Source organism: Fumia xinanensis (assembly GCF_014384905.1).
In the GTDB taxonomy this organism is placed as follows: Bacteria; Bacillota; Clostridia; order Oscillospirales; family Ruminococcaceae; genus Fumia; species Fumia xinanensis.
This window is the reverse complement of record NZ_JACRSV010000001.1, coordinates 271,042-293,846: the sequence shown is the minus strand read 5'-3', so window position 1 is coordinate 293,846 and position 22,805 is coordinate 271,042. Positions and strand designations below refer to the sequence as shown.

Below are 22,805 nucleotides of genomic sequence, written 5' to 3'. Positions count from 1 at the left end.
GCCATGATTGAATTTATTACACATTACTGGCTGGAAGCCGTTTTCAGTGCTACGCTCGCAGGTTTCGGCATCGCCTACCGAACACTCTCCAAAAAAGTGAAAGAGCAGGATGCTATCAAGCACGGTATCGTCGCACTTTTGCGGGACCGGATCATTCAGACTTACAATCATTACATGGACAAAGGGTACTGCCCCATCTACGCCCTCGACAACATCCACAGCCTCTACGAACAGTACCAAAACCTTGGCGGGAACGGAACCGTCACCCGCCTGATGGAGGAAATTGAAAAAATCCCCACTGAGCGGAGAGAGGAGCAACTGTGAGATTTTTATGGGAACGGCTGAACCGCCTTCTGACCATAAAAAGTATCATTACACTGGTTTTGACGGCAGTTTTCGCTGTGCTCACCCTGAAAGGAGCCGTAAACACTGAACAGTTTATGACGGTTTTTACCACTATCATCGCCTTTTATTTCGGAACGCAGGCAAAAAAGGACTAACCCGTTGTCATATCTGCACGAGGAGGTGCAACCAATGAAAACTATATTCTGTGGAACATTCAAAGTAAGCCAGCCTTACGGTCCCGGGCATGGGGGCTTAGATATGGTCGGTATCGACAGTCCCGACATCATTAGCCCTGTTACGGGTACCATTATGTCTTCCACCATCATCCCCAAGTCAAGCGGAAACATTACTTGGGAATGGGGGAACTACGTGAGGGTGGACGACAGTTCCGGCAACCGGTATTATTTCTGTCACATGGATTCTCGGGCCGTCAAGGTCGGAGATAAAGTGAAAACCGGTGACAAACTTGGTGTAATGGGGAATACTGGTCTGAGCTTCGGCAATCACTGCCATTTTGAGACTCGCACCAAGGGAAATATCCGTACAAACCCCGCTGCTTTTTTGGAAATTCCAAACAAATGTGGTACTTATACTCCCGACGAGGAACCCATAAAATGGGTGAAGACAGCAGAAGGCTGGACCTATGGGGGACTGAAAAACGCTTGGAAAAAAATTGACAATCGTTGGTACTGGTTTGACAAAAACGGAATTGCTGTCACCGGTTTGCAGCTCATCAACGGAAAGGCTTATGCCTTTGCAGACAAGTCCTTCCGCAGCACTGTCAAGGAGTGCCAGCTCATCATGACCGATCAAAACGGCGCAATCATTTAATAATAAAATCGGGAAGCAATGTGTTTTTGCTTCCCGATTTTTGATTTTGTTTGTCAGCATTTTCTCCATAATCTAGCAAATATTTATTTAAAAAATTTCCTCTCTTTCCATCAAACTCATATTGCATGAAAGCGCACATAATGTTAAAATAATAACAAGAATAAAAAGGAGGAGCATCATGAGAGGAATTTATTCATCCGTTACCGATATACGCCGCAAAGTTTTCACCGAAGTCGCCCGTCTCGCCTATGAGGGCGGCGACTATTCCCGGATGGAAGAACTACCTTATAAGATTGTTCCCGGCGAAGTTGCCACCTACCGGGACAGTATTTTTTTGGAGCGGGCCATTGTCGGCGAGCGGCTGCGGCTTTCCATGGGTCTCCCCCTTCGCCCTATTGACGAGCACGCGCCGATTTCAGAGGGAGTTAATGAAAGCGCCATCGCCGAAAAGTATTACGATCCGCCGCTGGTAAACATTATCAAGTTTGCCTGTAATGCCTGTCCGGACAAAGTGTTTAAAGTCACCGATTGTTGCCAGGGCTGCTTAAACCACCCCTGCACCGAGGTCTGCCCTAAAGGTGCTGTCAGCATTCGGCACGGCAAATCAGTCATTGACCAGGACAAATGTATCAAATGTGGCCGCTGCAAAGATGTCTGCCCCTATGGCGCCATCCTTAAAATGGAGCGTCCCTGCGCCAAAGCCTGCGGCATGGACGCAATCGGTTCCGATGAGCTGGGCCGCGCTGTGATCGACTACGATAAATGCGTGTCCTGCGGGATGTGCATCGTAAACTGCCCCTTTGGTGCCATTTCTGACAAGGGCCAGATTTTCCAGCTCATCCATTCCATCAAGGCTGGCGATCGGGTCATCGCCATCGTCGCCCCCGCTTTTATCAGTCAGTTTGGGCCGGATATGACTCCGGAACGGCTCAAAGGTGCTATGAAGCAGTTGGGTTTCGACGACGTGGTGGAGGTAGCAATCGGGGCCGACCTCTGCACCATCGAAGAGGCCAAGGACTTCATCCGAGATGTGCCAGAAAACCAACCTTTTATGGCAACCTCCTGCTGCCCTGCCTGGTCGGTGATGGCGAAAAAGCTTTTTCCCGAATTGGCTCCCTATATCTCCATGGCGTTGACTCCCATGGTGCTCACCGCCCGCCTGATGAAAAAGGAGCACAAAAACTGTAAGGTTGCTTTCATCGGCCCTTGTTCTGCAAAAAAGCTGGAGGCCAGCCGTCGTTCGGTTCGCAGCGGTGTGGATTTCGTACTGACCTTCGAAGAAATTATGGGCATGTTCGAGGCCAAAGGGGTAAAATTTGATCAAATTGATACTTCTCATCCTCTGGAGGAGGCTACCGCCGCAGGAAGAGGCTTTGCAGTCAGCGGAGGAGTTGCCAGCGCCGTCGTTGACGCGGTGAAGCGTCTCGACCCCACCAAAGAAATCCCTGTTCAAGCTGCGCAGGGCCTTCACGACTGCCGCAAGATGCTCATGGTGGCCAAAGCTGGAAAATTAAATGGCTATTTGCTGGAAGGAATGGCCTGCCCCGGCGGATGTGTCGCAGGTGCGGGAACGTTACAGCCTATCAACAAGGCCACCGCCAGTATCAACCAATACAAAAAGCAGGCCAAGGACAAAAACGCCCTGGATAACAAATACAAGATCACCCTAAGTCTTTTGGATTAAAAGCATTGCCGCCGGTTCTGTAAAAGAACCGGCGGTTTTTTCTTAATACACATTACTGTTTGGCCAATAATAGGGTAATTACATCACAATAAATAACAATGCAGGCATGGCATTCGCAACGCAGCAACCGCATCTGTGACATTTCCATACAAAAACGGATGAAAAGCGTTTTCTGCTTTTCATCCGTTGGCTTTTTAGTTCTCCGTTACTGGTTTTTTCTTACTGCTGCGGCCAAAACCGCCTGTTTGAGTTCTCCCTCCATCTTCTGGAGTTCCTGCTCGGCGGCCAGCCGTTTGGCCTTGCCCTCGTCCTGAATCCGCACCACCTCATTGATGGTGGTGATGAGATCGCTATTGGTCTGACGCAAGGTCTCAATATCTACAATACCCCGCTCGCTCTCTTTGGCAATCTCGATGGTGCCGGTTTTCAACATCTCACTGTTTTTCTTTAAAAGTTCGTTTGTCATATCGGTCACTTGCCGCTGGGCCTGCAAGGCAGCCTTTGCGTTATTGAGGCCCAGTGCGATGACGATCTGGTTCTTCCACAGGGGGATAGAGTTCATAATCGTGGACTGGATTTTATCCGCCAGCTGGGTTTCGTTGCTCTGAAGCATCCGGATCTGTGGTGCCATCTGAATGGAAATCATACGGGAAAGCATCAAGTCATTTAGCTTTTTGTCAAACCGTACTACCACGTCCTTCATGTCCCGTAATGCCTGCAAATCATTCTGATCACCGGTCGCCTCAGCCTTGGCCGCAAGTTCCGGAATCGTCACATCATTGATCTCTTTAAGCCGCTCTTTTCCCGCAATGATGTAAAGAGAAATCTCCTTAAAATACTCGGCGTTTTTTTCGTAAAGCTGGTCAAACATAGCCACGTCTTTAATGAGCTGTCGCTTGTGATCCTCCAGCTTATGGACAATGGTATCTACGTTGGCATTGACTTTATTGTATTGGGCCATAGTTTTCTCAAACTGGCGTTTCATACTGGTAAAAAAGCCCTTTTTCTGCGCTGCCGTATCAAATTCCCCTATTTCCACCACCAGATCCGTTAGAAGCTTGCCCTGCTCGCCCAAATCCTTGGTACGGTAGTTGTTGAGCATCGAATCAGAAAAAGCAGAAATTTTGCTTTGAGCGGGTGCGCCGTACTGGACCAGAACCGTCGAATCGGTCACATCAATGCTTTTGGCGAACTCTTCCACCATTTTCCGTTCTTCCGGGGAAAGATTTTTGATGTCGAGAGAACTTTCCGCCTTTTCGGCAACCAATTCTCGGGGCTCAGGATTTACTGTTTCCATAGTCGGGAGCACCAGCTCCGGCATTTTTGCTTCGCTCATTGTCTTTTCTCCTTACTCTGATGGATTTTGTTATTTCAAACACCAAGAAACGAGAATACCGGCGGCTACAACAGCCAAAAACACGGCAGTTCCCAGCAAAATTCGCTTTGTTTTTGAATTCATCGTCCGTTTCCTTTCTGTTGGGAAGGCCAATTGCTTCCTATCAGTCCCGCACTTTGCAGGGACTGGTTCATCACCTTGATGTCGGCAGACAGATCTAGGATATCATTTTCAAACAGACTTTCCCGCAGCCGTTCCATGGCTTCTCCGATATCAAAAAAAACTTTTCGCACCATTTCCTTACTTTCAGATTCCACACGGTTTTCCTCAAGTTTACTGTAACGGGCCAGGATACTTCCAAAAACCGGTAAATAGTAAGAAAAAAAATCTGCAGCTGGATGGATGCGTTGTGGCTCTTCCTCCAGTGTACTCCAGATTCTTTCCATCTTTTCCCGGACTGAGGCAGCCTCGGCATAGACAGACTCATCCTGAATCTTGGACAAGTAGTCGTCAATGAAGCAGAGCTGTTTTTTACCTTCTTTTAAAAGGGATTCCTCATCAGCTCCCTCTGAAGGCTTCACCGCAACTGTCACCGTCCTCTGCGGACGATTGATAAACCAAAGGAGCAAGAATAAAATCATTCCACAGACGATAGATACCATCATATTGCCGCCGAACAAGTAAATTAATGCCCCGCCAACGATACCCAGTGCACCCGTCGCCAAAAGGGCCTGCCGTTTCATCCTCCCGCCTCCTCATAATTCATTGATTTTATGTGTTTGTCCGAAGTTAAATACATATCATTTCTAGTTATTATACCATACTTATTTTCTATGCAAGAAGCCCGGTTTTGATCGTCCTTCGGCAGGCAAAATTGAGAACGAAGTCCTCAAAGCGATTTCTTCTTGATAATCGCAGTTTACTGCGATTATTATACCACGCCTAAATTTCGATATCAACTACCCCTTGCCGCCTTTTCTAAACCCTAGGCATACCAAAAAGGAGACGGGATTTGCTCCGTCTCCTTTAAAATTCTAGTCTGCAAGGTAGGATTTCACCATTGCCTGCAACAATTCGTCGCGGTCGATTTTGCGAATCAAGCTTCTTGCGTTGTTGTGGGTGGTGATATAGGTCGGATCCTCCGACAGAATGTACCCTACGATCTGACTGATGGGGTTGTAGCCTTTTTGTTTGAGAGCATCGTAAACCTCAGTAAGGATGCGGTGCATTTCCAGCTCTTTGTCATCCGGTACCGTAAAGGTCATCGTCTTGTCGTACATAATTTCACCTCGCAAAAATTTGACAGCAGCGTCATCCGCTACAAGATACACTTTTTCTGCACGACAAACATCGTACATCTCTTTCATTATAGCGCATCTGTTCTCCATTTACAAGGGGACTACTGCCTCAAATTCACATTTATTTTTGAAAGTTCTTTAAAAATTTTGTTGACAGCACCATCACATTCCTCTACTGTCAGCGTTCTGTCGGAAGCCCTCATCACGATGGAATAGGAAACGCTTTTTTTACCTTGCGGCACCTGAGCGCCCTCATATACGTCGAAGAGCTTCACTTCCTCGAGAATATTGGGAATGGCACGTTTAATTGCTTTTTCAATTTCGATGATTGGCAGGCCTTTATCGGCTAACAGTGACAAATCGCGGCTGGAAGCCGGGAATTTGGGCAGCGGCTTGTATGTTTTTACACCATCTGCCAGACGGAACATAGCCTTCAAATCAAATTTGCCCAAATACACCTTAGTACCGATATCGTAGTTCTCCGTCACAGCGGGATGCACCTCGCCAAAGATACCAAGCATTTCCCCATCCTTCAAAATACGGGCAGTACGACCGGGATGAAAGGTGGGATCGTCGGTAACAGGCTCGATATCCCAACCTTTAATGTCACCGGCGTCCAGAAGGCCTTCCACAATGCCTTTCAGGGAATAGAAATCCTCATCTTCGCCGTAAAGGCCGATAGTGACCTGGGGATTCTCTTCTGGAAGGGTATCGTCTCCGGTGGGAATATATTCGTTGCCGATTTCATAAAAGGCACCTTGGGCATTTCTATTATTGTAGTTTGTTTTGATGACTTCCAGCATAGAGGGCAAAACAGATGTCCGCATAACACTGGTGTCCTCACCTAGAGGATTTAGAATTTTTACTGACTCCCGAAGCTTGCTGTCAACAGGCAAATTCATCCGATCGTATTCCTTGGGGCTGACAAAGGAAAAGGTCATCACCTCGTAACAACCCAGAGCCAACATATTCTGCTCAATGGTACGCTGGTACTTCTGGGAGGCGCTGAGGCTTCCCTCGCTGCTGCCGCGGAGCTTAGAAACGGGGATTTTATCGTAGCCGTAGATGCGGGCCACTTCCTCGGCAATATCGGCTTTGTTATGGATGTCGATGCGGTAGCTGGGGGAAACCACCTGATTTCCGTCAAAGGTAAAGCCCAGGCTTAGGAGAATCTCCCGCATCCGGCTCTCCGAGATGTCGGTACCCAAAAAGCGATTGATGCCGTCTGGGTCAAAAGGAACTCTTGGAGCGGGCAGCATATTGCCCTTTTCGTCGATGACGCCGTCCACTACTTCGCCGCAGCCCAACATCTCAATAAGCTCACAGGCGCGAAGCAGCGCGTCCATGGTTCCTTCTGGATCCAGGCCCTTCTCAAACCGGGAAGAGGATTCGGTCCGCAGACCAATAGCCTTAGCGGTACGACGAACATTAGCGCCGTGGAAACAAGCCGATTCGAACACAACAGTGTTTGTATCATCGTTGATGCCGCTATACTCGCCGCCCATAACGCCTGCTACAGCGGAAGGTTTCTCCTCGTCGGCGATGACGAGCATGGATTCGTTCAAAGGACGCTCGATGCCGTCCAGAGTGGTGATCGTCTCACCCGGCTTTGCATTGCGGACGACGATTTTGCCGCCTTTTACATATTTCAGGTCAAAAGCGTGCATAGGCTGGCCGTATTCCAGCATGACGTAGTTTGTGATGTCCACCAAATTGTTGATGGGCCGCACGCCGCTGGCACGAAGCCGCTCCCGCATCCAGCGGGGAGAAGACTCGATTTTAACGTTTTTCACCACTTTGGCGCTGTAGCGATAGCAAAGGTCTTTGTTATCCACTGTGACGGATAGATAGTTTTTGATATCGCCGCCTGCACCCTTTACCTCTGGCGCTTTGATATTGATGGGCAGGCCGAAGGTCGCCGAAGCCTCTCTTGCAAGGCCGATAACTGACAGGCAGTCGGGACGGTTAGAGGTAATCTCAAACTCAACGCAAGTGTCGTTCAATCCGATGGCGTCGGCAACGTCGTCGCCGGGTTTGCAATCCTCTTCAATAAGAAAAATACCGTCTTCGATGGCATAGGGGAAATCGTGGGCCGTCAAATTGAGTTCCCCTAAAGAACACATCATCCCCTGGCTTAAAACGCCGCGGAGCTTGCCCTTCTTGATTTTTACGCCGTTTGGCAAAGTGGAGCCATCCAACGCGCAGGGCACCAAAGCGCCGGGTACGACATTGGAAGCGCCGGTGACGATCTGGATAGGCTCGTCCCTGCCCACGTCAATCTGGCAAATTACCAGTTTGTCGGCGTCGGGATGTTTTTCTACGCTCAAAACTTTTCCGACCACAACATTACAGATCTCGTCATTTTCACTGGCATAACCCTCCACTTTGGAACCGCTCATGGTCATGGCGTCGGAAAATTCCTTGGGAGTTCCTGTATAATTTACATAGTCTTTTAACCATCTCATGGATAAATTCATGTTAATATTCATTCCTTTCTGGAAATTAGAGTTTGAAAAACCGCTCTCAACCCCCGTTCTTTAGGCTTCGGCAATTATTAGAACTGATTGAGAAAACGCAGGTCGTTTTCGTATAAAAGACGCAAATCGTCGATGGCATACTGCCGCATGACAACGCGCTCCAACCCTAAGCCAAACGCAAAGCCGCTGTAAACCTCAGGGTCGATACCACAACCTTTTAATACGTCGGGATGCACCATACCACAGCCTAAAATCTCAATCCAGCCCTCACCTTTGCAGAGGCGGCAGCCCTCGCCGTGGCAGGCAAAGCACATGATGTCAACCTCAGCTGACGGCTCGGTGAAAGGAAAGTGATGAGGTCTGAAGCGGAGCTGTGCTTCCTCCCCGTAGAGCTTTTTAAGAAAGGTTTCCAGAGTACCTTTCAAATCCGCCATAGTGACGCCCTTGTCAATGACCATGCCCTCAATCTGATGGAACAAAGGCGAATGAGTGGCGTCCACAGCATCGGAACGGTAAACCCGTCCGGGAGAGATCATCCGGATGGGCGGCTTCTGATTCTCCATAACGCGAATCTGCACCGGAGAAGTCTGAGTGCGCAGCACGATGTTGTCTGAGACGTAAAAGGTGTCCTGGGTATCACGCGCAGGGTGGTCTTTAGGGATATTCAATGCCTCGAAATTATAGTGGTCGTATTCTACCTCAGGGCCTTCCGCTACAAAAAAGCCCATTCCCAGAAAAATTTCTTTAATTTGGTTCATCACGACAGTGTTAGGATGAGCTTTACCGAGCGCACGTTTTTTGCCCGGCATGGTCACGTCCAATGTCTCTTTCTTGAGCCGATGGTTCAGTTCTAGCTGGGCCAGTTCCTTTTGGCGGGCAGCAAGAGCTTCCTCCAAAGCGGAGCGAACCTCGTTTGCCACCTGTCCGATGACAGGCCGCTCCTCGGCGCTCAATTTACCCATTTGTTTCAAAATAGCGGTCAGTTCGCCCTTCTTGCCCAGTATTTTGACCCGGATGTCGTCCAGTTCTTTTGCGTTTAAGCAGCTTTTGAGTTTTTCAAGACCCGCCTGCTTGATTTGTTCCAGTTGTTCGCGCATCATAATCACCATTCCTTTTCAAATTGTTGCGGTTCGCAGTATTTTACTGCGAATTTGTCCCCTTTTTGTGGCGAAAGAAACAAATTTTGCTGCAAAAATATTTCACAGCATTTTTAATACTTCGTGATTTTGCTATTTGCCTTTTTTGCAAACAAAAAAGCCCCCGTCCCACATGGGACGGAAGGCTCTGCTTTCCGTGGTACCACCCAAATTCCCGTTCAGCACAGAAACGGGCACTTCGAAAGCCCTGTAACGGGGGCAATACCCGTCATCCCCTACTGCAAAAACTTCAGGGACGCCGCTCACAGGCGAAATTTCACGCAAATCCTCTGCTTAAACGAGCTTACAGCCGATGACCCGCTCTCTCTGGAAGAAGGAAGGCGCTACTGAACCTGGTCGATGCGTTTCAATATTAGATTTATTATAGCACTCCGGCGTGGAAAAAGCAAGGGATTTTTATATATTATACCTTTCCAGGAACATTCCGGTAGATTTTGGGTTATGGGGCTGATGCTTACGATTTTACGATCGGTGTAAGGTATGGGCCATTGCAAACAGCTCCTAAGTTAACAAATTGTATTCTGTTTTACCTGTTATGCCGTCTCGGAAGACTCCGGAGTGCTCTGCTGAGAGTCCTCTGATACGGATTCCGGGCCATCCGAAGTCTCATCGGACGAAATGCCGCTTGCATCCGGGGCGTTGTCGTTGCCCGGCTCCAAATTCGAAACATCGTTGTCCGGCTCGGTGTTCGACGGCCCATCGGTGACGGCGTTTGCCACCGCATAAATCTGATACTCGCCCTTGTCGTTTTCCTTAAGGGTGTACTGCATAATTTTTTCCGGCTCTGGCTCATATTTCTTGCCGGTGACGTCTCCCTGCCACGCCAATCCGGGCGGAATGTATCCCACCGTCAGCAAGTAGCTGTCCTCCACTTTTTTCACTTCCTCCACCTTGGGGGTGTAGGGCAAAACGTGAGGTGTGGCCGGGAAAATATAACTTTTCGTCTCCGAGTTATAGGTAATCATCAGTTCAGTGTCCCCCACCGTCTCGTGGGTGTACTGCACGTCGCCAAAGAGCTGCTTGATCTGCACCTCGATGTCGCTTTGAGGCACTGTGATAAAATTGAATTCGTCGATAGGGTATTTGGATGTGTCCTGTGTCATGATAAACCGCCACACACCTGCCGTGATGATGGTGGTGTTAGTTGCCTTATCCGGGCTCTCAAAGGGTGGGGGATCCTGCATGACCACCGGACTGATAAACCAGGCCATTTCTTCTTTTTCCTTGGAACCACTGGCTATGTTTCCGATAAAATTAGCAGCAAAGATAATACTAGCTATAAGGCCGATGACGGCAAAAATCAAAACGACTCCGCCAAATATCATCTTTTTGTTGATGGGCTTTCGTGTTTTCGTTTCCAATGGTTTTCCTCCTATTGGACGGGGCTACCGAATCTGGCCGTCCCCGAGAATTTTATACTTGATGGAAGTAAGCTCTTTTAATCCCATAGGGCCTCTCGCATGGAGCTTCTGAGTGGAAATGCCGATCTCGGCTCCCATGCCGAATTCACCGCCATCGGTAAACCGGCTGGAAGCATTCACATACACCGCCGCCGCGTCAACTTCGTTGAGAAACTTCTCAGCGGCGCTCAAATTGTTCGTCACAATGACCTCAGAGTGGCCAGTACCGAACCGGTCGATATGAGAGATGGCCTCGCTGACCCCCTGAACCACTTTGACTGAGATGACATAGTCGAGAAATTCTTTACCGTACTCCTCATCGGTGGCATCCAAGGCATCCGGAACAATAGCCCTCGTTTTCTCACAACCATACCATTTGACGTTGTGGGCGTCCAGGCGTGTCTTGACAAGGGGCAGAAACGCCGCCGCGATGCTCTCGTCCACCAAAAGGGATTCCTCGGCGTTGCAGACCGAAACCCGATCAGTTTTGGAATTTTCCACGATGTTTGCAGCCATCTGCAAGTCGGCCGACTGCTCTACATAGACATGGCAATTGCCCACGCCAGTCTCGATGACCGGCACTGTCGCATTCTTGACCACCGCCTGAATGAGCCCCGCCCCCCCTCTGGGGATAAGAACATCCAGATAACCGTTGAGCTGCATCATGCCGTTTGCCGTCTCCCGGGAAGTGTCCTCCACCAGCTGGATAATATCGGCGGGCAGGCCGCACTGGGTCACCGCCTGCCGCATGACGTAGCTGAGGGCTTTATTGGAATTGATAGCCTCCTTGCCACCTCTGAGGATCACCGCATTGCCGGATTTGAGACAGAGCACCGCCCCATCCACTGTGACGTTAGGGCGGCTTTCGTAAATGATGCCCACAACCCCCAGAGCCACCCTGGTTTTCAGAATCTGCAGTCCGTTGGGGCGGGTAATACCACTTTCGACCACACCGACCGGATCGTCCAGTGCGATGAGCTTCCGCACTGCCTGGCATATCCCATGAATGCGGGGCTCGGTCAGGGTCAGCCGATCGATAAGGCCTTCGCTCATCTCATTCTGCCGCCCATTTGCGATATCTACGGCATTTTGCTCGAGAATATAATTTCTCTGTTCCCAGAGGGCAGACGCAATGGCCTCCAGGCAATCGTTTTTCCGTTTGGTGGACGCATTTCCAATGGTTTTGGAAACCTCCTTGGCCCTGCGGCCCAATTCTTCTATGTAAGTCATTTGGTCGCTCCTTTCTTGCCGCCGATGAAAGTACCGATGGCTTCGCCGTCAAACAGTCGATAGAGCGCTTCCGGGCTGCTTCCTTTCATGATGACGGTGGGAAATCCTTCGTCCAGTCCGATTTGAGCAGCACTGAGCTTTGTCACCATGCCGCCGGTGCCCAGATGGCTCCCTTCCCCGCCGGCCAAGGCTTTTACTCCGTCGTTGACCTCCTCAATCTGGGAGATCAACTCGGCATCGTCGTAAACCCTGGGATTTTTGGTAAACACTCCGTCCACATCGGTGAGGATGACGAGCAGATCGGTCTGACAGAGGCTCCCCACAATAGCCGAAAGGGTGTCATTGTCGCCGAACTCGATTTCCTCGGTAGAAACAGTGTCGTTTTCGTTGACGATGGGGATGATGCCGAAGTGGAGCAAGTTCATCAGGGTGTTGACAACGTGAGTTTTACGATTTTCGCAGTCTATGATGTCCCGTGTCATGAGCACCTGGGCCACCGTGTGGTTATACTCGGAAAAATACTTGTCATAGCAGTACATCAGCTCGCACTGGCCAATGGCTGCACAAGCTTGCCGCACCGGGATGTCCGCTGGCCGCTCCTTGAGACCTATCTTCCCCGCTCCGACACCGATGGCGCCGGAGGAAACCAGAATGATCTCTTTTCCCGCGTTTTTCAGATCGGAAAGAACCTTTACCAGCCGCTCCATCCTCTGGATATTTAAAAGCCCTGTTTGATGAGCCAAAGTGGATGTCCCCACCTTGACTACAATTCGTTTGGCGTCCGCTGCTTGTTCAATCATGATTTTTACTCCTTTAGGAATTTCGTTCTAGTTTTGTCATCAGATATTTCGCGTAAATGGCAAGCGATGCCTGCATATACGGATTGATAAATAAAAACGGCACCAGAAGCGGCACCAGAAGCAGCCATGGTACAAAGGAAAGGTAGACCGACAAAGTGAGCTGAATATTCCCCTTCATGCCCCGCACAGACAGCTTGAGGCACTCGGAGACGCTTTTATGGCTGCTGACGAAAAGGTATCCCGCCAAAAAATACCGCAGGGAAAAGCCAAATACAAATAGGGCTGCCGCTAGTGAGATCAGACATAGCAGGGGAATCATCAGCAGCCGGGCGATCACTGCGCCGGGCGACTCATAGCCTCCCATATATCGGATTCCCACAAAGATAGCAAAAGACGGCAGATACGCTAGAACCCCTACTCCAAGCACCCGTACTCCAATAGCCAACTTTAAAAGCAGCGAACGGAAAAAACGCCGGATGCTGTGAAAACAGTCAAAAATAGTGGAAAGTGCCGGCGAGTCGCCGCTCACCTGCCGCAGATACCACTTGGTGGCGCCGTAGTGGAGAGGTACCGTGACGATGAAGCTGATGAGGGCGAACAGCGCCGCCATCAGAACAAAGGGCGTTCTCACTTCCAAAGTGCCCCTGTAGAGATCCAGCTTTCCTCCTCCGCTCAAAAAATCGATGTGGAGAAATGAGCCAAAAAACTGCTCCAAAAGCAGAAACAGCAAATGAACGCCGCAAATAAACAGCAAAATTGCAGTGGCCTTTCCCCAGGAATTCCGAAGGCTTACTAAGGCGTCTTTCTTGATTTTCTTACGCAATTCCATGGTTAGTATGGTTCCTTTCCTGGGTTATTCGTTTGGCGAGCCGTCTGCTTCCACGTCGAAAATCCCGTAACCCATCGGTTCTGAAAAATCGTCTCTTTGATAAGGGAGCGGGTCGAATACCTCAAAGATGTGATCCCGCTGCCAGAGCTGTGCATTTAAAAGCGCCGTGTATCCGTGTCCATTTTCCACCGTCCAATAGAGGGGTTCCCTTTTGGGGTATCCAAACATGGACAGCAGGTTCATCATCACGCCGCCGTGGGTGACGACCGCCGCCTCCCGAACGTGGTTTTTCATCATATCGGCCACCACTTCATCGAGGCCCTCTCCGCAGCGAGCAATAAAGGTCTTCATATCCTCGGCTCCTTCGGGAACCATTTTCATTCCGCCCTGTGCCCACCGGACAAAATCCGGATCGCTTTTCAGCTCCTCAATGGACTTTCCTTCGAAGCGTCCGAAATCGTACTCCCTTAAATTGGAGACTATGTGTATCATACGGTCCGGATACAGCATCTCAGCCGTATCTAAACAGCGCTGCAAAGGCGATGTATATACCTTCTGTACGTCAGGATATTCACACTCCGCCTGTAGCTTATGAAGAGCTTCCTTTCCTTCCCCGCTCAATGGGAGATCGGTAGAACCGATATAACGTCCCTCTTCGTTGCCTTCAGTCAATCCATGTCGTATGAAATAAATTTTATAGGAAATCAAGTTGTCAGCCTCCGTCGACTGGGAGCTTTCATAAGTCCCATCTATTTTTATGCCTGATTGACAGACTCCATAATATTATAATATATATGGCACAAAGCCGCAAGCATTGCAATGGTTTAAAATGGCATTTTATCCCCAATAACCGCACAGCGGCTATTCCATTAGACATTATTATAGTACAACATCAACAAAAAACAACGCCTTCACCAAAAATTCAGCAAAAATTAATATCATATTCGACAAAAATTTTTTAATGTGTCGAAACCTCTTTACATTAGGTAGGCTTTGTTATATAATTTACTGTACGTTGACCTGTCGAATTTTACAACCTAAACGCACCATTGAGAGATAACAAACGATTTTTGTAAGATGCCGCGTCAATTGGAATCCATCACAAAAACTGGAGGACTGCTGTCATGAATTCTGACTTTCCGAGAATACTCACTCTGCTGAGAAAAGAGCGCGGGATCAGCCAAAAACAGGCGGCTTCGGAACTTAGTATCTCTCAGGCCCTGCTTTCCCATTACGAGAAAGGCATCCGTGAATGCGGACTGGATTTCGTTGTGCGGGCGGCCGACTATTACCACGTTTCCTGTGACTTCTTATTGGGTCGCTCCCCGGAACGGACCGGGGCCACCTTATCAGTTGAGGATATTCCCGAGCCGGAAAACGCATCTCAAGACAACCGTATGCGCGGAAGCATTCTCCCCACCTTGAATAAAAAGCTGATTTTTAACTCTCTCAATATTTTATTCGATTTTCTTCAAAAAATCAACTGCAAAGAATTGACCTCTAAAATTTCCGACTTTTTAATGCTTTCCGTCTACCGGATGTTCCGGTCAGTTTACGGCGTCAACCCGAAAAACGAGCAAAGCCTTTTCACTATCTCCAAGCACTTGTACAGCGCAAAATCTCTGGCCGCTATGGCGGAACTGGAGGCAGAAATAAATGCCCTGGCTTCTGGTGAGGATCATAAGAAGCTTATTCCGGCCGATGTGCGGGAGAGTCTGAATGTCACTACTGAAAACCTCTCCTCCGATTATCCACAGTATGCGACCTCGCTGCTGAATTTAGTGCAGAACACCGAAAATAAAATGAAATCATAAAATAAATTTTTGAAATTTTGATGCTTCCTTGAAAATAATTTTGAGGAAGCATTTTTGATTCCAATAATTCCTACCGGGTAAAATTATGCTAAGAGGATATACTATTTCCGTGTCATCGGTATGGATGTTTTTCGGATATCCCGCCGGATTCAGACACAAAAAGGAGTGTACCTTCACATGAAAGCAATGAAAATTCTTTGTGCAGGTTTAGTCGCCGCCATGATGTTTACCGGCTGTAAAGCCGCAGGAAACGGCGCGTCCGACCTGGGAAGCGACATCAGTTCCGGCATTTCCGATGTGGAATCCGGCGTAAGCTCCGGTATGTCCAATCTGGAGTCTAACGCAAGCTCCGGTATTTCGGATGGGAAATCGGATCTGAGTTCCGCTTTGTCCGATGGGAATAGTGACAACAATAATTCTTCAGAGAGCGCGCCGGCATCCGGCGCCTCATCTGAAGTAGCTGCTGAAATCCATGTTTCTCCCGCCACTGTAGACCTGTCCTCTTTGGATGGCACCAAACAGGGCTGGGGACAAGGTGTTCAGCTTGACGACCAGAACCGTCCGATTTCCTCTCTGCAGTTCCAGGAAAAGTACGGAAAATATGACGCTTATTTTATCGGCAACGACGAAAAGGTGATCTATCTGACCTTTGACGAAGGATATGAAAATGGATATACAGCAACCATTCTCGATACATTAAAGGAAAAAAATGTACCCGCAGTTTTCTTTGTAACCATGGATTACGTAAAAAAAGAACCTGATCTAGTCAAACGGATGATAGACGAAGGCCATGCCGTTGGAAATCACAGCGACAAACACGTATCTTATCCCACTGTCAGCACCGAGCGCTGCGAGCAGGAAACGATGAACCTTCATCATTATATTGACGAAAATTTTGGATATAAAATGACCTTATTCCGACCACCTATGGGGGAATTTTCTGAGCGGGTACTGGCGCAGACCCAGCAGCTAGGTTATAAGACCATGCTATGGAGCTACGCCTATAAAGACTGGGACCCAAAAAATCAAATGGATAACACGAAAGCTTTAGAAAAAGTCAACGGCGCTCTGCATAACGGTGCGATTTATCTCCTCCATGCAGTGGGCAGCACCAACAACGATATTTTAGGGGACTTTATTGATTATGCCCGTTCTCAGGGATATGAATTCAAACTGTTTCAATAAATTGGATAAAATGCAAGAAATTAAACAAATGTTTTGGCAAAAACGATAAATTTTTATTTTATATGCATTTTTTGTTGATTTTTAGAAAATTTTGTATTATAATTATCATCGTTGTCACTGGTGGACAACTTCATAAATTATTAAAATTAAATTCATTTTGCTTTTTATCGTCCTCGCAATAGTGAGGGCGATATTTTAATGTGCAAAAACTCCCTGCCAAGGGCAGTACCGGCAATCAAATTCAAAACCGGGTACAAGCAAAAAGGCAGGGAGCTTTTAATACTTTGGATACAATTGTATTTTACTGAAATACTATTTTCACAACTTACCCGCTTGACCTACCAAATACTTCCTCATTTGCTTTAATTTGTCGAATGTCTTTTCCGACAAAACGCAGATAGGTCAGCAACGAAAACAGCCGGGATACCAGCCGGCGGGAATATCGATCTTCCAATTCTTTAGAAGTTAGGTTTGTATTGATGATAGTAGGCTTTTCCCGGTTACAGCGGGTATTGATTAAATTGTAGATGGCAGAGAGGTTGAACTGGGACATAAACTCCGCTCCCAAATCGTCGAGAATCAGCAAATCCACGTCCAGTAAGGTATTAAGAGTATCGTTATTCTCGGCGCGGCCGAAATGCTCTGCCTCGATTGTTCGCAAAAAATCCTGAGCAGAACCATACGCCACCGCGTATCCTTTTTCAATGATCGTTTTCGCAATTGCCAGCGACAAGTGGGTTTTGCCAAGTCCTGTCTCCCCCACCATGAAAATCCCTTTGATGCGAGGAGTAAAATTCTCAGCGTATTTTTGACAAAAGGTGTAGATGTCGGACATAATCTGTCGCGGTACCACGCGGGTAGCCGCATCCATTTCATCGCTGTAGTAACGCAGGTCGAAGCTTGAAAAATCGCACAGCTTAAGAGCAGACACACTGTTAATGGCCTCAATGTTAATCTGCCGCATCAGGTTATTTAAACAAGAGCAGCGTTCATTTCCTACATAACCGGTATCTCCACACTTTTTGCAGGCGGGATGAACTTCGAGATAATCAGCTGGAAAACCGCGAGAAATGAGAAGCTCTTTTTCCATTCTTTGCAGATTAAGATTCGATTCTTTGAGTCTTTCGAGTCCCTCGGTGATATCGGTTTCCTTGGATAGAATAAGCTTTGTGAGCCGCACCGATGTGAGAGCCAACTCTTTTCGAACATCTATGACCTGAGGAAGCTTTTGATAGATTTCATCCAGATGGGCGGCCTGTTCAATGTCCGCTCGCACACGGCGCTGCTCCAGCACCTTAAGTGCTTTGGAAAGAATTTCATTTTTCATAGGTTACTCCTTTTAATGGATCCGAAAACAGCCTTATTTGGGCACATGAAAACCCAGACGCTCAAATTCGTCCAAGTCGTAGGAAGCATCCGGCTTCTGTCCCTTCTGATAGGAACGCGGGGACTCTTTGGTAGTTAAATCGGTTGGCGCAAAAATGCCGTTCTCTTTCCATGACTGCAAAATCTTATTAATATAAGGGAAGGAAACCTTGTTGATTCGATCAACTGTACGCTCATAGGCGATTTTGATCATCTCGATGTCAAAGCCATCGTCGAACCACTGATTGATATACTTCTTATTAGCCGCTGTCAGCGCCCTTTCCTGGATTCCGAAAGCGGACCGCACCATTCCTTCCCGGCTTTTATAGGAGGAAAGTTGTTTGATGGCCGCTTCTGCGCGGGTATGGGTGTTGATTTCGTCATCTGCCCACTGGGCACACATCTTTTGTATGTAATTAAAATGTGGCTTTTCAATGGAAATACAGTATTCCACCGCCATAATAATCACATCGGCGGGAAGCCCCATATACTCATGAATATAGACGAGGCCTTTCTGCTCCGCAGATGTTAGCGGGCGGCCGTAGAGACATTCGGAGGTACAGAGCAAAAACTTGATCTGCGGGTCGTGCTCAGACTGCTCTTCCACTGTGGCAGCACTGATATCCTCAGGGGTCATGGCAATGGGCTGGGTCCTCCGTTTCGGTGTTTTTTCAGCGGCAGCAGGAGCCTCTGAGAACTTCTGAGAAGAGGGAGACTCGTCCAGTACACCATTTGCTTTCCAGTAGCCGACGGCCTCCTTCACGTCACTCTCTGGAACGGCGAGGAGCTTTGAAAGTTTTTTGGAATCAACGGCATTGAGGCGAATGACCGCTAACAACACCTTGATATAAATACCGCTGGCGCTTGCAAGATGCTTGTCTATCACATCAGCGGGCACAGCTATGAAGGAGGAACAGTTTCCCCCGTTTAATTGTATTCCCACAGTATTACCTCCAAAATTATCGATCTAAAAGGAAAGACTTCACAAGGGCCAGACCCTCTCTGGTATAAAAAGACGGTATTAGAAGGGGATGGGTCCCGGCGCCGTAAGCCGTTACCTGAGTATAGCCATGACGTTTCGCAATCATTTTGGCCCGAAAACAGTGGTAATCACTGCTGATGATTTTTACCTTCGAATCAGAAAGATTCATTCCACTGTTGGTCTCGATTATTTCCTTCGCATTATCTAGGTTTTCGTTGGTATCGGTAGATTGGCTTTCCACCAAAATGCGTTCTTCTGATATTCCCTGTTCAACGAGATACTTTTTCATGGCCACAGCTTCTGGAATTGTCTCGTTCCAGCCCTGCCCACCGGTCACAACAATCATCTCCCCCTGTTCGCACGAAAGCGCCGCATCAAGTCGCTGTTTCAGGGTCAGGCTCAGCTGATCGCCGCGAAGTCCAGCTCCTAATACCACGATGTAATCTGCTTTGGTGCGGTCCTTTTGGACTGCGCCCGTGATGACAACCGCTTCCAACATCACAAAACAGATTAGCGCCGCGATAGCAATTGGTATCAGCATTTTTTTCAGCTTGATGATTTTGCTGAGATGTCCAAATTTACGGTCCAACAGCCCTAAGACCGTTAGCAAAATCCCAAAAGCCAGTAAGACGGCACTGAATGAAACAGGTCCCAAGGCCAGAGTCGAAACCATATAATAAAGGATGAGAAGTCCGCCAATAATGAAAAGAACCAAATCGAGTATCATATTTTACCTTCCTACTTTACTGGTTTTATAAGTAAAAATTCATTTTTTATCCAAAGTAAAAGCTTGTCTTGTTATACTAAAATACTATCGACCCATCTGTCTTTCAATCCACTCGGATGAGTCGTCTGCCTGTAGAGATTATTAAACATTATTTTATCATGCTAAATTCCAAAAACGGCGTATCCGCAAGAGGAAAAAACTCAAATTTCAATAAATTATTCTCTCAGGCGTCCGAAGACTTGCTTCCCAACGATTCGGCTCACGCCGTGAGGTCACTATCCCACATCCACAAATTTCGAAGAAATTCGGAGGCGGGTTTACCCGCCGTAGTTCTGCTGTGGCAGAACTGGGTGATGACAAAATAAACGCAGTTTTACTGCGTTTATTATACCATAAAAAGTCTTATGAAAAAAGTTCTTTTGGAAAAAACAAGAGCCGGCACGTAAAATTCGTACCAGCCCTTATAAAATTTTGGAAGTTTACATGTTATTAGATAACGCCCTGGGCAATCATCGCATCGGCAATCTTCTCAAATCCTGCAATATTAGCACCCATAACCAGATTTCCCTCATGGCCGTAGGTCTTAGATGCATTATAGGCATTGTGGAAGATATTGACCATAATCCCCTGCAGTTTCGCGTCGACTTCTTCGAAAGTCCAAGAATAGCGCAAGGAATTCTGGCTCATTTCCAAGCCGGATGTAGCAACACCACCTGCATTTGCCGCTTTTGCAGGGCCAAACATAATACCTGCTTGGAGGAATGTCTCGACAGCCTCAGGAGTAGAAGGCATGTTGGCGCCCTCTGCAACAGCAATCACGCCGTTTTTGACAAGGGTTTTAGCCGCTTCACCGTCCAGTTCGTTTTGGGTGGCGCAGGGCAGAGCAACGTCACAGGGAATGGTCCAGATGCCTTTGCAGCCTTCATGGAAGGTCGCGCCGCTAACACGATTTGTGTACTCGACGATGCGTTTGCGCTCCACCTCTTTGATCTGTTTGATGACATCCAGCTTGATGCCGTCCGGATCGTGAATATATCCGCTGGAATCGGACAGAGCAACTACCTTTGCGCCCATTTCCATTGCCTTTTCAGTAGCATAGATTGCTACATTGCCGGAACCGGAAATGACAACTGTTTTGTCCTTCATTGAATCGTTCTTCATAGATTTTAGCATTTCCTGAGTAAAATACAGCAAACCGTAACCAGTGGCTTCTTTTCTCGCCAAAGAACCACCGTAGGTAAGACCTTTACCCGTGAGAACGCCGGTAAACTCATTGCGAATTTTTTTATACATACCATACATAAAACCGATCTCGCGTGCGCCTACGCCGATGTCGCCAGCAGGAACGTCAGTATCAGGACCAATGTGGCGCTGAAGCTCCGTCATAAAGCTCTGACAAAAACGCATGACTTCGTTGTCAGATTTTCCTTTGGGATCGAAATCGGAACCACCTTTTCCACCGCCCATAGGAAGACCGGTCAAAGAGTTCTTAAAGCACTGCTCAAATCCCAAGAATTTAATAACCGAAGCGTTTACAGAAGGATGGAAACGCAATCCTCCTTTGTAAGGGCCGATTGCAGAGTTAAATTGTACGCGAAAACCGCGATTAACCTGAACTTTTCCGCTGTCATCTACCCAAGGAACGCGGAATTGAACAAAACGTTCAGGCTCCACAATTCTGTCGATGACCCCTTTTTCAATCAAGTCGGGGCGCTGTTCCACAACAGGCTCAAAAGATTCCAAAACTTCCTGAACCGCCTGAATGAACTCAGGCTCGTTGCCGTTACGTTTTTTAACGGTTTCCATTACGCTGGCAAGATATGCGTTTTTAAATGCCATGAGTGACTCCTCCTTATATTTGTGGTACTGTACCAAACTAGAACTTATTATACACGATACCATTATTACATTCAAGTATTTATGCAGCAATTTTTCCATAAAATTGCATATTTTACAATTTAAACATATTTTTTTAGATTTTAGACTTTAGTAAATGCTTTTTTTGCAGGATTTTTTTAAATTGTTGCAGTCAAATTCAATTGCTTTTCATTAATTTCATCAGTACGATATTGTTCCCCGTAGACAGAATAAAAAACTCCTGGCAAAAGCCAGGAGTTTTAAAAACCAATAACAATTAGTTGTTGATTTTGGAAACAACGCCGGAACCAACAGTTCTGCCGCCTTCACGGATAGCAAAACGGAGGCCTTCTTCAATAGCGATAGGAGTGATGAGCTCTACATCAAATTCCAGGTTGTCGCCAGGCATAGCCATCTCAGTTCCCTCGGGAAGAGTGATAATGCCAGTTACGTCAGTGGTTCTGAAGTAGAACTGGGGACGGTAGTTATTGAAGAAAGGTTTATGACGTCCGCCCTCTTCTTTTTTCAGGACGTAAACAGAGCAATGGAATTTGGTATGAGGATGAATGGTGCCAGGTTTGCAGAGAACCTGACCTCTTTCGATTTCAGTTCTCTGAACACCACGGAGCAAAGCACCGATGTTGTCGCCAGCTTCAGCATAGTCCAGAATTTTTCTGAACATTTCGATACCAGTAACAACAGATTTCATCTTCTCATCTTTCAGGCCAACGATCTCAACTTCGTCACCGGAATTGAGCTGACCTCTTTCAACTCTACCAGTAGCAACAGTACCACGACCGGTGATGGTGAAGACGTCCTCAACAGGCATCAAGAAAGGAAGATCTGCTTTACGCTCGGGAGTGGGGATCCAGGAATCAACTGCATCCATGAGTTCCAAAATAGGTTTGTAAGCTTCGTTGGAGATATCATCGGGAGCCTCCAAAGCTTTCAAAGCAGAACCGCGGATGATGGGGGTATCATCGCCCGGGAACTCGTACTCATTGAGGAGTTCACGAATTTCCATCTCAACGAGATCGAGAAGTTCTTCGTCGTCAACCTGGTCAGCTTTGTTCATGAAAACAACGATGTAAGGAACGCCAACCTGACGGGACAGAAGGATGTGTTCACGAGTCTGAGGCATGGGGCCGTCAGCAGCGGAAACAACCAGGATAGCGCCGTCCATCTGAGCAGCACCGGTGATCATGTTCTTAACATAGTCAGCATGGCCGGGGCAGTCAACGTGAGCGTAGTGACGGTTATCAGTCTCGTACTCAACGTGTGCGGTATTGATTGTGATACCACGCTCTCTCTCTTCGGGAGCCTTGTCGATCATATCATAAGCTTCATACTGAGCTTTACCCTGCAGAGCCAAAGTTTTGGTGATAGCAGCGGTCAAAGTGGTTTTACCGTGGTCAACGTGACCAATGGTACCAATGTTAACATGGGGCTTGTTTCTTTCAAATTTAGCCTTTGCCATTAGAAATTTCC

The 22,805-nt window shown here is 47.7% G+C and carries 21 protein-coding genes and 1 other annotated feature; of the genes, 6 read left to right on the top strand and 15 right to left on the bottom strand.

All coding sequences use genetic code 11. The features are described 5' to 3' along the window. Nucleotides 1-3: 3 nt before the first annotated feature. The 4 genes from H8710_RS01385 (at nt 4) to H8710_RS01370 (ending at nt 2,860) form a co-directional block, all read left to right on the top strand. Nucleotides 4-324, top strand: coding sequence for a hypothetical protein (locus H8710_RS01385; protein ID WP_249293596.1), 321 nt, complete (start codon nt 4-6; stop codon nt 322-324). Next, nucleotides 321-500 carry a hypothetical protein gene (locus H8710_RS01380; protein WP_249293595.1) on the top strand — a complete coding sequence of 60 codons (180 nt, stop codon included), beginning with the start codon at nt 321-323 and terminating at the stop codon, nt 498-500. Before H8710_RS01385 ends, H8710_RS01380 begins: the two co-directional genes overlap by 4 nt. Nucleotides 501-534: 34 nt before the next feature. Next, nucleotides 535-1,176, top strand: coding sequence for a M23 family metallopeptidase (locus H8710_RS01375; protein ID WP_249293594.1), 642 nt, complete (start codon nt 535-537; stop codon nt 1,174-1,176). Between the two features lie 178 nt (nt 1,177-1,354). After that, complete coding sequence (locus H8710_RS01370) at nt 1,355-2,860, top strand: 4Fe-4S dicluster domain-containing protein (RefSeq protein ID WP_249293593.1); 1,506 nt, start codon at nt 1,355-1,357, stop codon at nt 2,858-2,860. 205 nt (nt 2,861-3,065) lie between these two features. On the opposite strand, the gene H8710_RS01365 is transcribed toward H8710_RS01370, so the two are convergent. From H8710_RS01365 to H8710_RS01320, 10 genes are all read right to left on the bottom strand, one after another. After that, nucleotides 3,066-4,196, bottom strand: a complete 1,131-nt coding sequence (locus H8710_RS01365; RefSeq protein WP_249293592.1) for a toxic anion resistance protein — start codon at nt 4,194-4,196, stop codon at nt 3,066-3,068. A 119-nt stretch (nt 4,197-4,315) separates the two neighbouring features. Further along, nucleotides 4,316-4,939 carry a 5-bromo-4-chloroindolyl phosphate hydrolysis family protein gene (locus tag H8710_RS01360; RefSeq protein ID WP_249293591.1) on the bottom strand — a complete coding sequence of 208 codons (624 nt, stop codon included), beginning with the start codon at nt 4,937-4,939 and terminating at the stop codon, nt 4,316-4,318. Nucleotides 4,940-5,230: 291 nt separating this feature from the next. Further along, on the bottom strand, nt 5,231-5,476 hold the full coding sequence (locus H8710_RS01355; RefSeq protein ID WP_249294684.1) for an IreB family regulatory phosphoprotein: 246 nt from the start codon (nt 5,474-5,476) through the stop codon (nt 5,231-5,233). A 119-nt stretch (nt 5,477-5,595) separates the two neighbouring features. Next, on the bottom strand, nt 5,596-7,971 hold the full coding sequence (pheT, locus tag H8710_RS01350) for a phenylalanine--tRNA ligase subunit beta (protein ID WP_249293590.1): 2,376 nt from the start codon (nt 7,969-7,971) through the stop codon (nt 5,596-5,598). 77 nt (nt 7,972-8,048) lie between these two features. Beyond that, nucleotides 8,049-9,068, bottom strand: a complete 1,020-nt coding sequence (gene pheS, locus H8710_RS01345) for a phenylalanine--tRNA ligase subunit alpha (protein ID WP_249294683.1) — start codon at nt 9,066-9,068, stop codon at nt 8,049-8,051. 170 nt (nt 9,069-9,238) lie between these two features. Beyond that, nucleotides 9,239-9,477 (bottom strand) — a binding site (T-box leader). A gap of 184 nt (nt 9,478-9,661) precedes the next feature. After that, a complete protein-coding gene (locus H8710_RS01340) occupies nt 9,662-10,489 on the bottom strand; it encodes a hypothetical protein (protein ID WP_249293589.1) in 828 nt (275 codons plus the stop codon). Nucleotides 10,490-10,513: 24 nt separating this feature from the next. Then, nucleotides 10,514-11,758: a glutamate-5-semialdehyde dehydrogenase gene (locus H8710_RS01335; RefSeq protein WP_249293588.1), complete on the bottom strand. Its 1,245-nt coding sequence runs from the start codon at nt 11,756-11,758 to the stop codon at nt 10,514-10,516. Then, entirely contained in the window at nt 11,755-12,558 is an 804-nt protein-coding gene (gene proB / locus H8710_RS01330) for a glutamate 5-kinase (RefSeq protein ID WP_249293587.1), read from the bottom strand. Before proB ends, H8710_RS01335 begins: the two co-directional genes overlap by 4 nt. A 13-nt stretch (nt 12,559-12,571) precedes the next feature. Beyond that, nucleotides 12,572-13,387, bottom strand: coding sequence for a DUF975 family protein (locus H8710_RS01325; protein WP_249293586.1), 816 nt, complete (start codon nt 13,385-13,387; stop codon nt 12,572-12,574). 24 nt (nt 13,388-13,411) lie between these two features. Continuing rightward, nucleotides 13,412-14,095, bottom strand: a complete 684-nt coding sequence (locus tag H8710_RS01320) for a histidine phosphatase family protein (RefSeq protein ID WP_249293585.1) — start codon at nt 14,093-14,095, stop codon at nt 13,412-13,414. 416 nt (nt 14,096-14,511) lie between these two features. Between H8710_RS01320 and H8710_RS01315 the strand changes: the two genes are divergently transcribed. Together H8710_RS01315 and H8710_RS01310 are read left to right on the top strand one after the other, a co-directional pair. Continuing rightward, complete coding sequence (locus H8710_RS01315; RefSeq protein WP_249293584.1) at nt 14,512-15,201, top strand: helix-turn-helix domain-containing protein; 690 nt, start codon at nt 14,512-14,514, stop codon at nt 15,199-15,201. Between the two features lie 177 nt (nt 15,202-15,378). Further along, nucleotides 15,379-16,386, top strand: a complete 1,008-nt coding sequence (locus H8710_RS01310; protein ID WP_249293583.1) for a delta-lactam-biosynthetic de-N-acetylase — start codon at nt 15,379-15,381, stop codon at nt 16,384-16,386. A 325-nt stretch (nt 16,387-16,711) separates the two neighbouring features. Here the strand turns inward: H8710_RS01310 and H8710_RS01305 are convergent, their stop codons facing one another. The 5 genes from H8710_RS01305 to tuf form a co-directional block, all read right to left on the bottom strand. Beyond that, nucleotides 16,712-17,713 carry an ATP-binding protein gene (locus tag H8710_RS01305; protein ID WP_249293582.1) on the bottom strand — a complete coding sequence of 334 codons (1,002 nt, stop codon included), beginning with the start codon at nt 17,711-17,713 and terminating at the stop codon, nt 16,712-16,714. A gap of 33 nt (nt 17,714-17,746) precedes the next feature. Beyond that, nucleotides 17,747-18,694: a DnaD domain protein gene (locus tag H8710_RS01300; RefSeq protein ID WP_249293581.1), complete on the bottom strand. Its 948-nt coding sequence runs from the start codon at nt 18,692-18,694 to the stop codon at nt 17,747-17,749. A 16-nt stretch (nt 18,695-18,710) separates the two neighbouring features. After that, nucleotides 18,711-19,460, bottom strand: coding sequence for a YdcF family protein (locus H8710_RS01295; protein ID WP_249293580.1), 750 nt, complete (start codon nt 19,458-19,460; stop codon nt 18,711-18,713). 489 nt (nt 19,461-19,949) lie between these two features. After that, a complete protein-coding gene (gdhA, locus tag H8710_RS01290; RefSeq protein ID WP_249293579.1) occupies nt 19,950-21,299 on the bottom strand; it encodes an NADP-specific glutamate dehydrogenase in 1,350 nt (449 codons plus the stop codon). Nucleotides 21,300-21,594: 295 nt separating this feature from the next. Continuing rightward, the gene (tuf, locus tag H8710_RS01285) at nt 21,595-22,794 is read right to left on the bottom strand and encodes an elongation factor Tu (RefSeq protein ID WP_249293578.1); all 1,200 of its coding nucleotides are present in this window, start codon (nt 22,792-22,794) and stop codon (nt 21,595-21,597) included. Nucleotides 22,795-22,805: the final 11 nt, after the last annotated feature.

Bases quoted from the DNA above. Each gene is read 5' to 3' on its own strand.
- H8710_RS01385 (WP_249293596.1), top strand. From the start codon at position 4: ATGATTGAATTTATTACACATTACTGGCTGGAAGCCGTTTTCAGTGCT.
- H8710_RS01375 (WP_249293594.1), top strand. From the start codon at position 535: ATGAAAACTATATTCTGTGGAACATTCAAAGTAAGCCAGCCTTACGGT.
- H8710_RS01370 (WP_249293593.1), top strand. From the start codon at position 1,355: ATGAGAGGAATTTATTCATCCGTTACCGATATACGCCGCAAAGTTTTC.
- H8710_RS01365 (WP_249293592.1), bottom strand. From the start codon at position 4,196: ATGAGCGAAGCAAAAATGCCGGAGCTGGTGCTCCCGACTATGGAAACA.
- H8710_RS01360 (WP_249293591.1), bottom strand. From the start codon at position 4,939: ATGAAACGGCAGGCCCTTTTGGCGACGGGTGCACTGGGTATCGTTGGC.
- H8710_RS01355 (WP_249294684.1), bottom strand. From the start codon at position 5,476: ATGTACGACAAGACGATGACCTTTACGGTACCGGATGACAAAGAGCTG.
- pheT (WP_249293590.1), bottom strand. From the start codon at position 7,971: ATGAATTTATCCATGAGATGGTTAAAAGACTATGTAAATTATACAGGA.
- pheS (WP_249294683.1), bottom strand. From the start codon at position 9,068: ATGCGCGAACAACTGGAACAAATCAAGCAGGCGGGTCTTGAAAAACTC.
- H8710_RS01335 (WP_249293588.1), bottom strand. From the start codon at position 11,758: ATGACTTACATAGAAGAATTGGGCCGCAGGGCCAAGGAGGTTTCCAAA.
- proB (WP_249293587.1), bottom strand. From the start codon at position 12,558: ATGATTGAACAAGCAGCGGACGCCAAACGAATTGTAGTCAAGGTGGGG.
- H8710_RS01325 (WP_249293586.1), bottom strand. From the start codon at position 13,387: ATGGAATTGCGTAAGAAAATCAAGAAAGACGCCTTAGTAAGCCTTCGG.
- H8710_RS01315 (WP_249293584.1), top strand. From the start codon at position 14,512: ATGAATTCTGACTTTCCGAGAATACTCACTCTGCTGAGAAAAGAGCGC.
- H8710_RS01310 (WP_249293583.1), top strand. From the start codon at position 15,379: ATGAAAGCAATGAAAATTCTTTGTGCAGGTTTAGTCGCCGCCATGATG.
- H8710_RS01305 (WP_249293582.1), bottom strand. From the start codon at position 17,713: ATGAAAAATGAAATTCTTTCCAAAGCACTTAAGGTGCTGGAGCAGCGC.
- H8710_RS01295 (WP_249293580.1), bottom strand. From the start codon at position 19,460: ATGATACTCGATTTGGTTCTTTTCATTATTGGCGGACTTCTCATCCTT.
- gdhA (WP_249293579.1), bottom strand. From the start codon at position 21,299: ATGGCATTTAAAAACGCATATCTTGCCAGCGTAATGGAAACCGTTAAA.
- tuf (WP_249293578.1), bottom strand. From the start codon at position 22,794: ATGGCAAAGGCTAAATTTGAAAGAAACAAGCCCCATGTTAACATTGGT.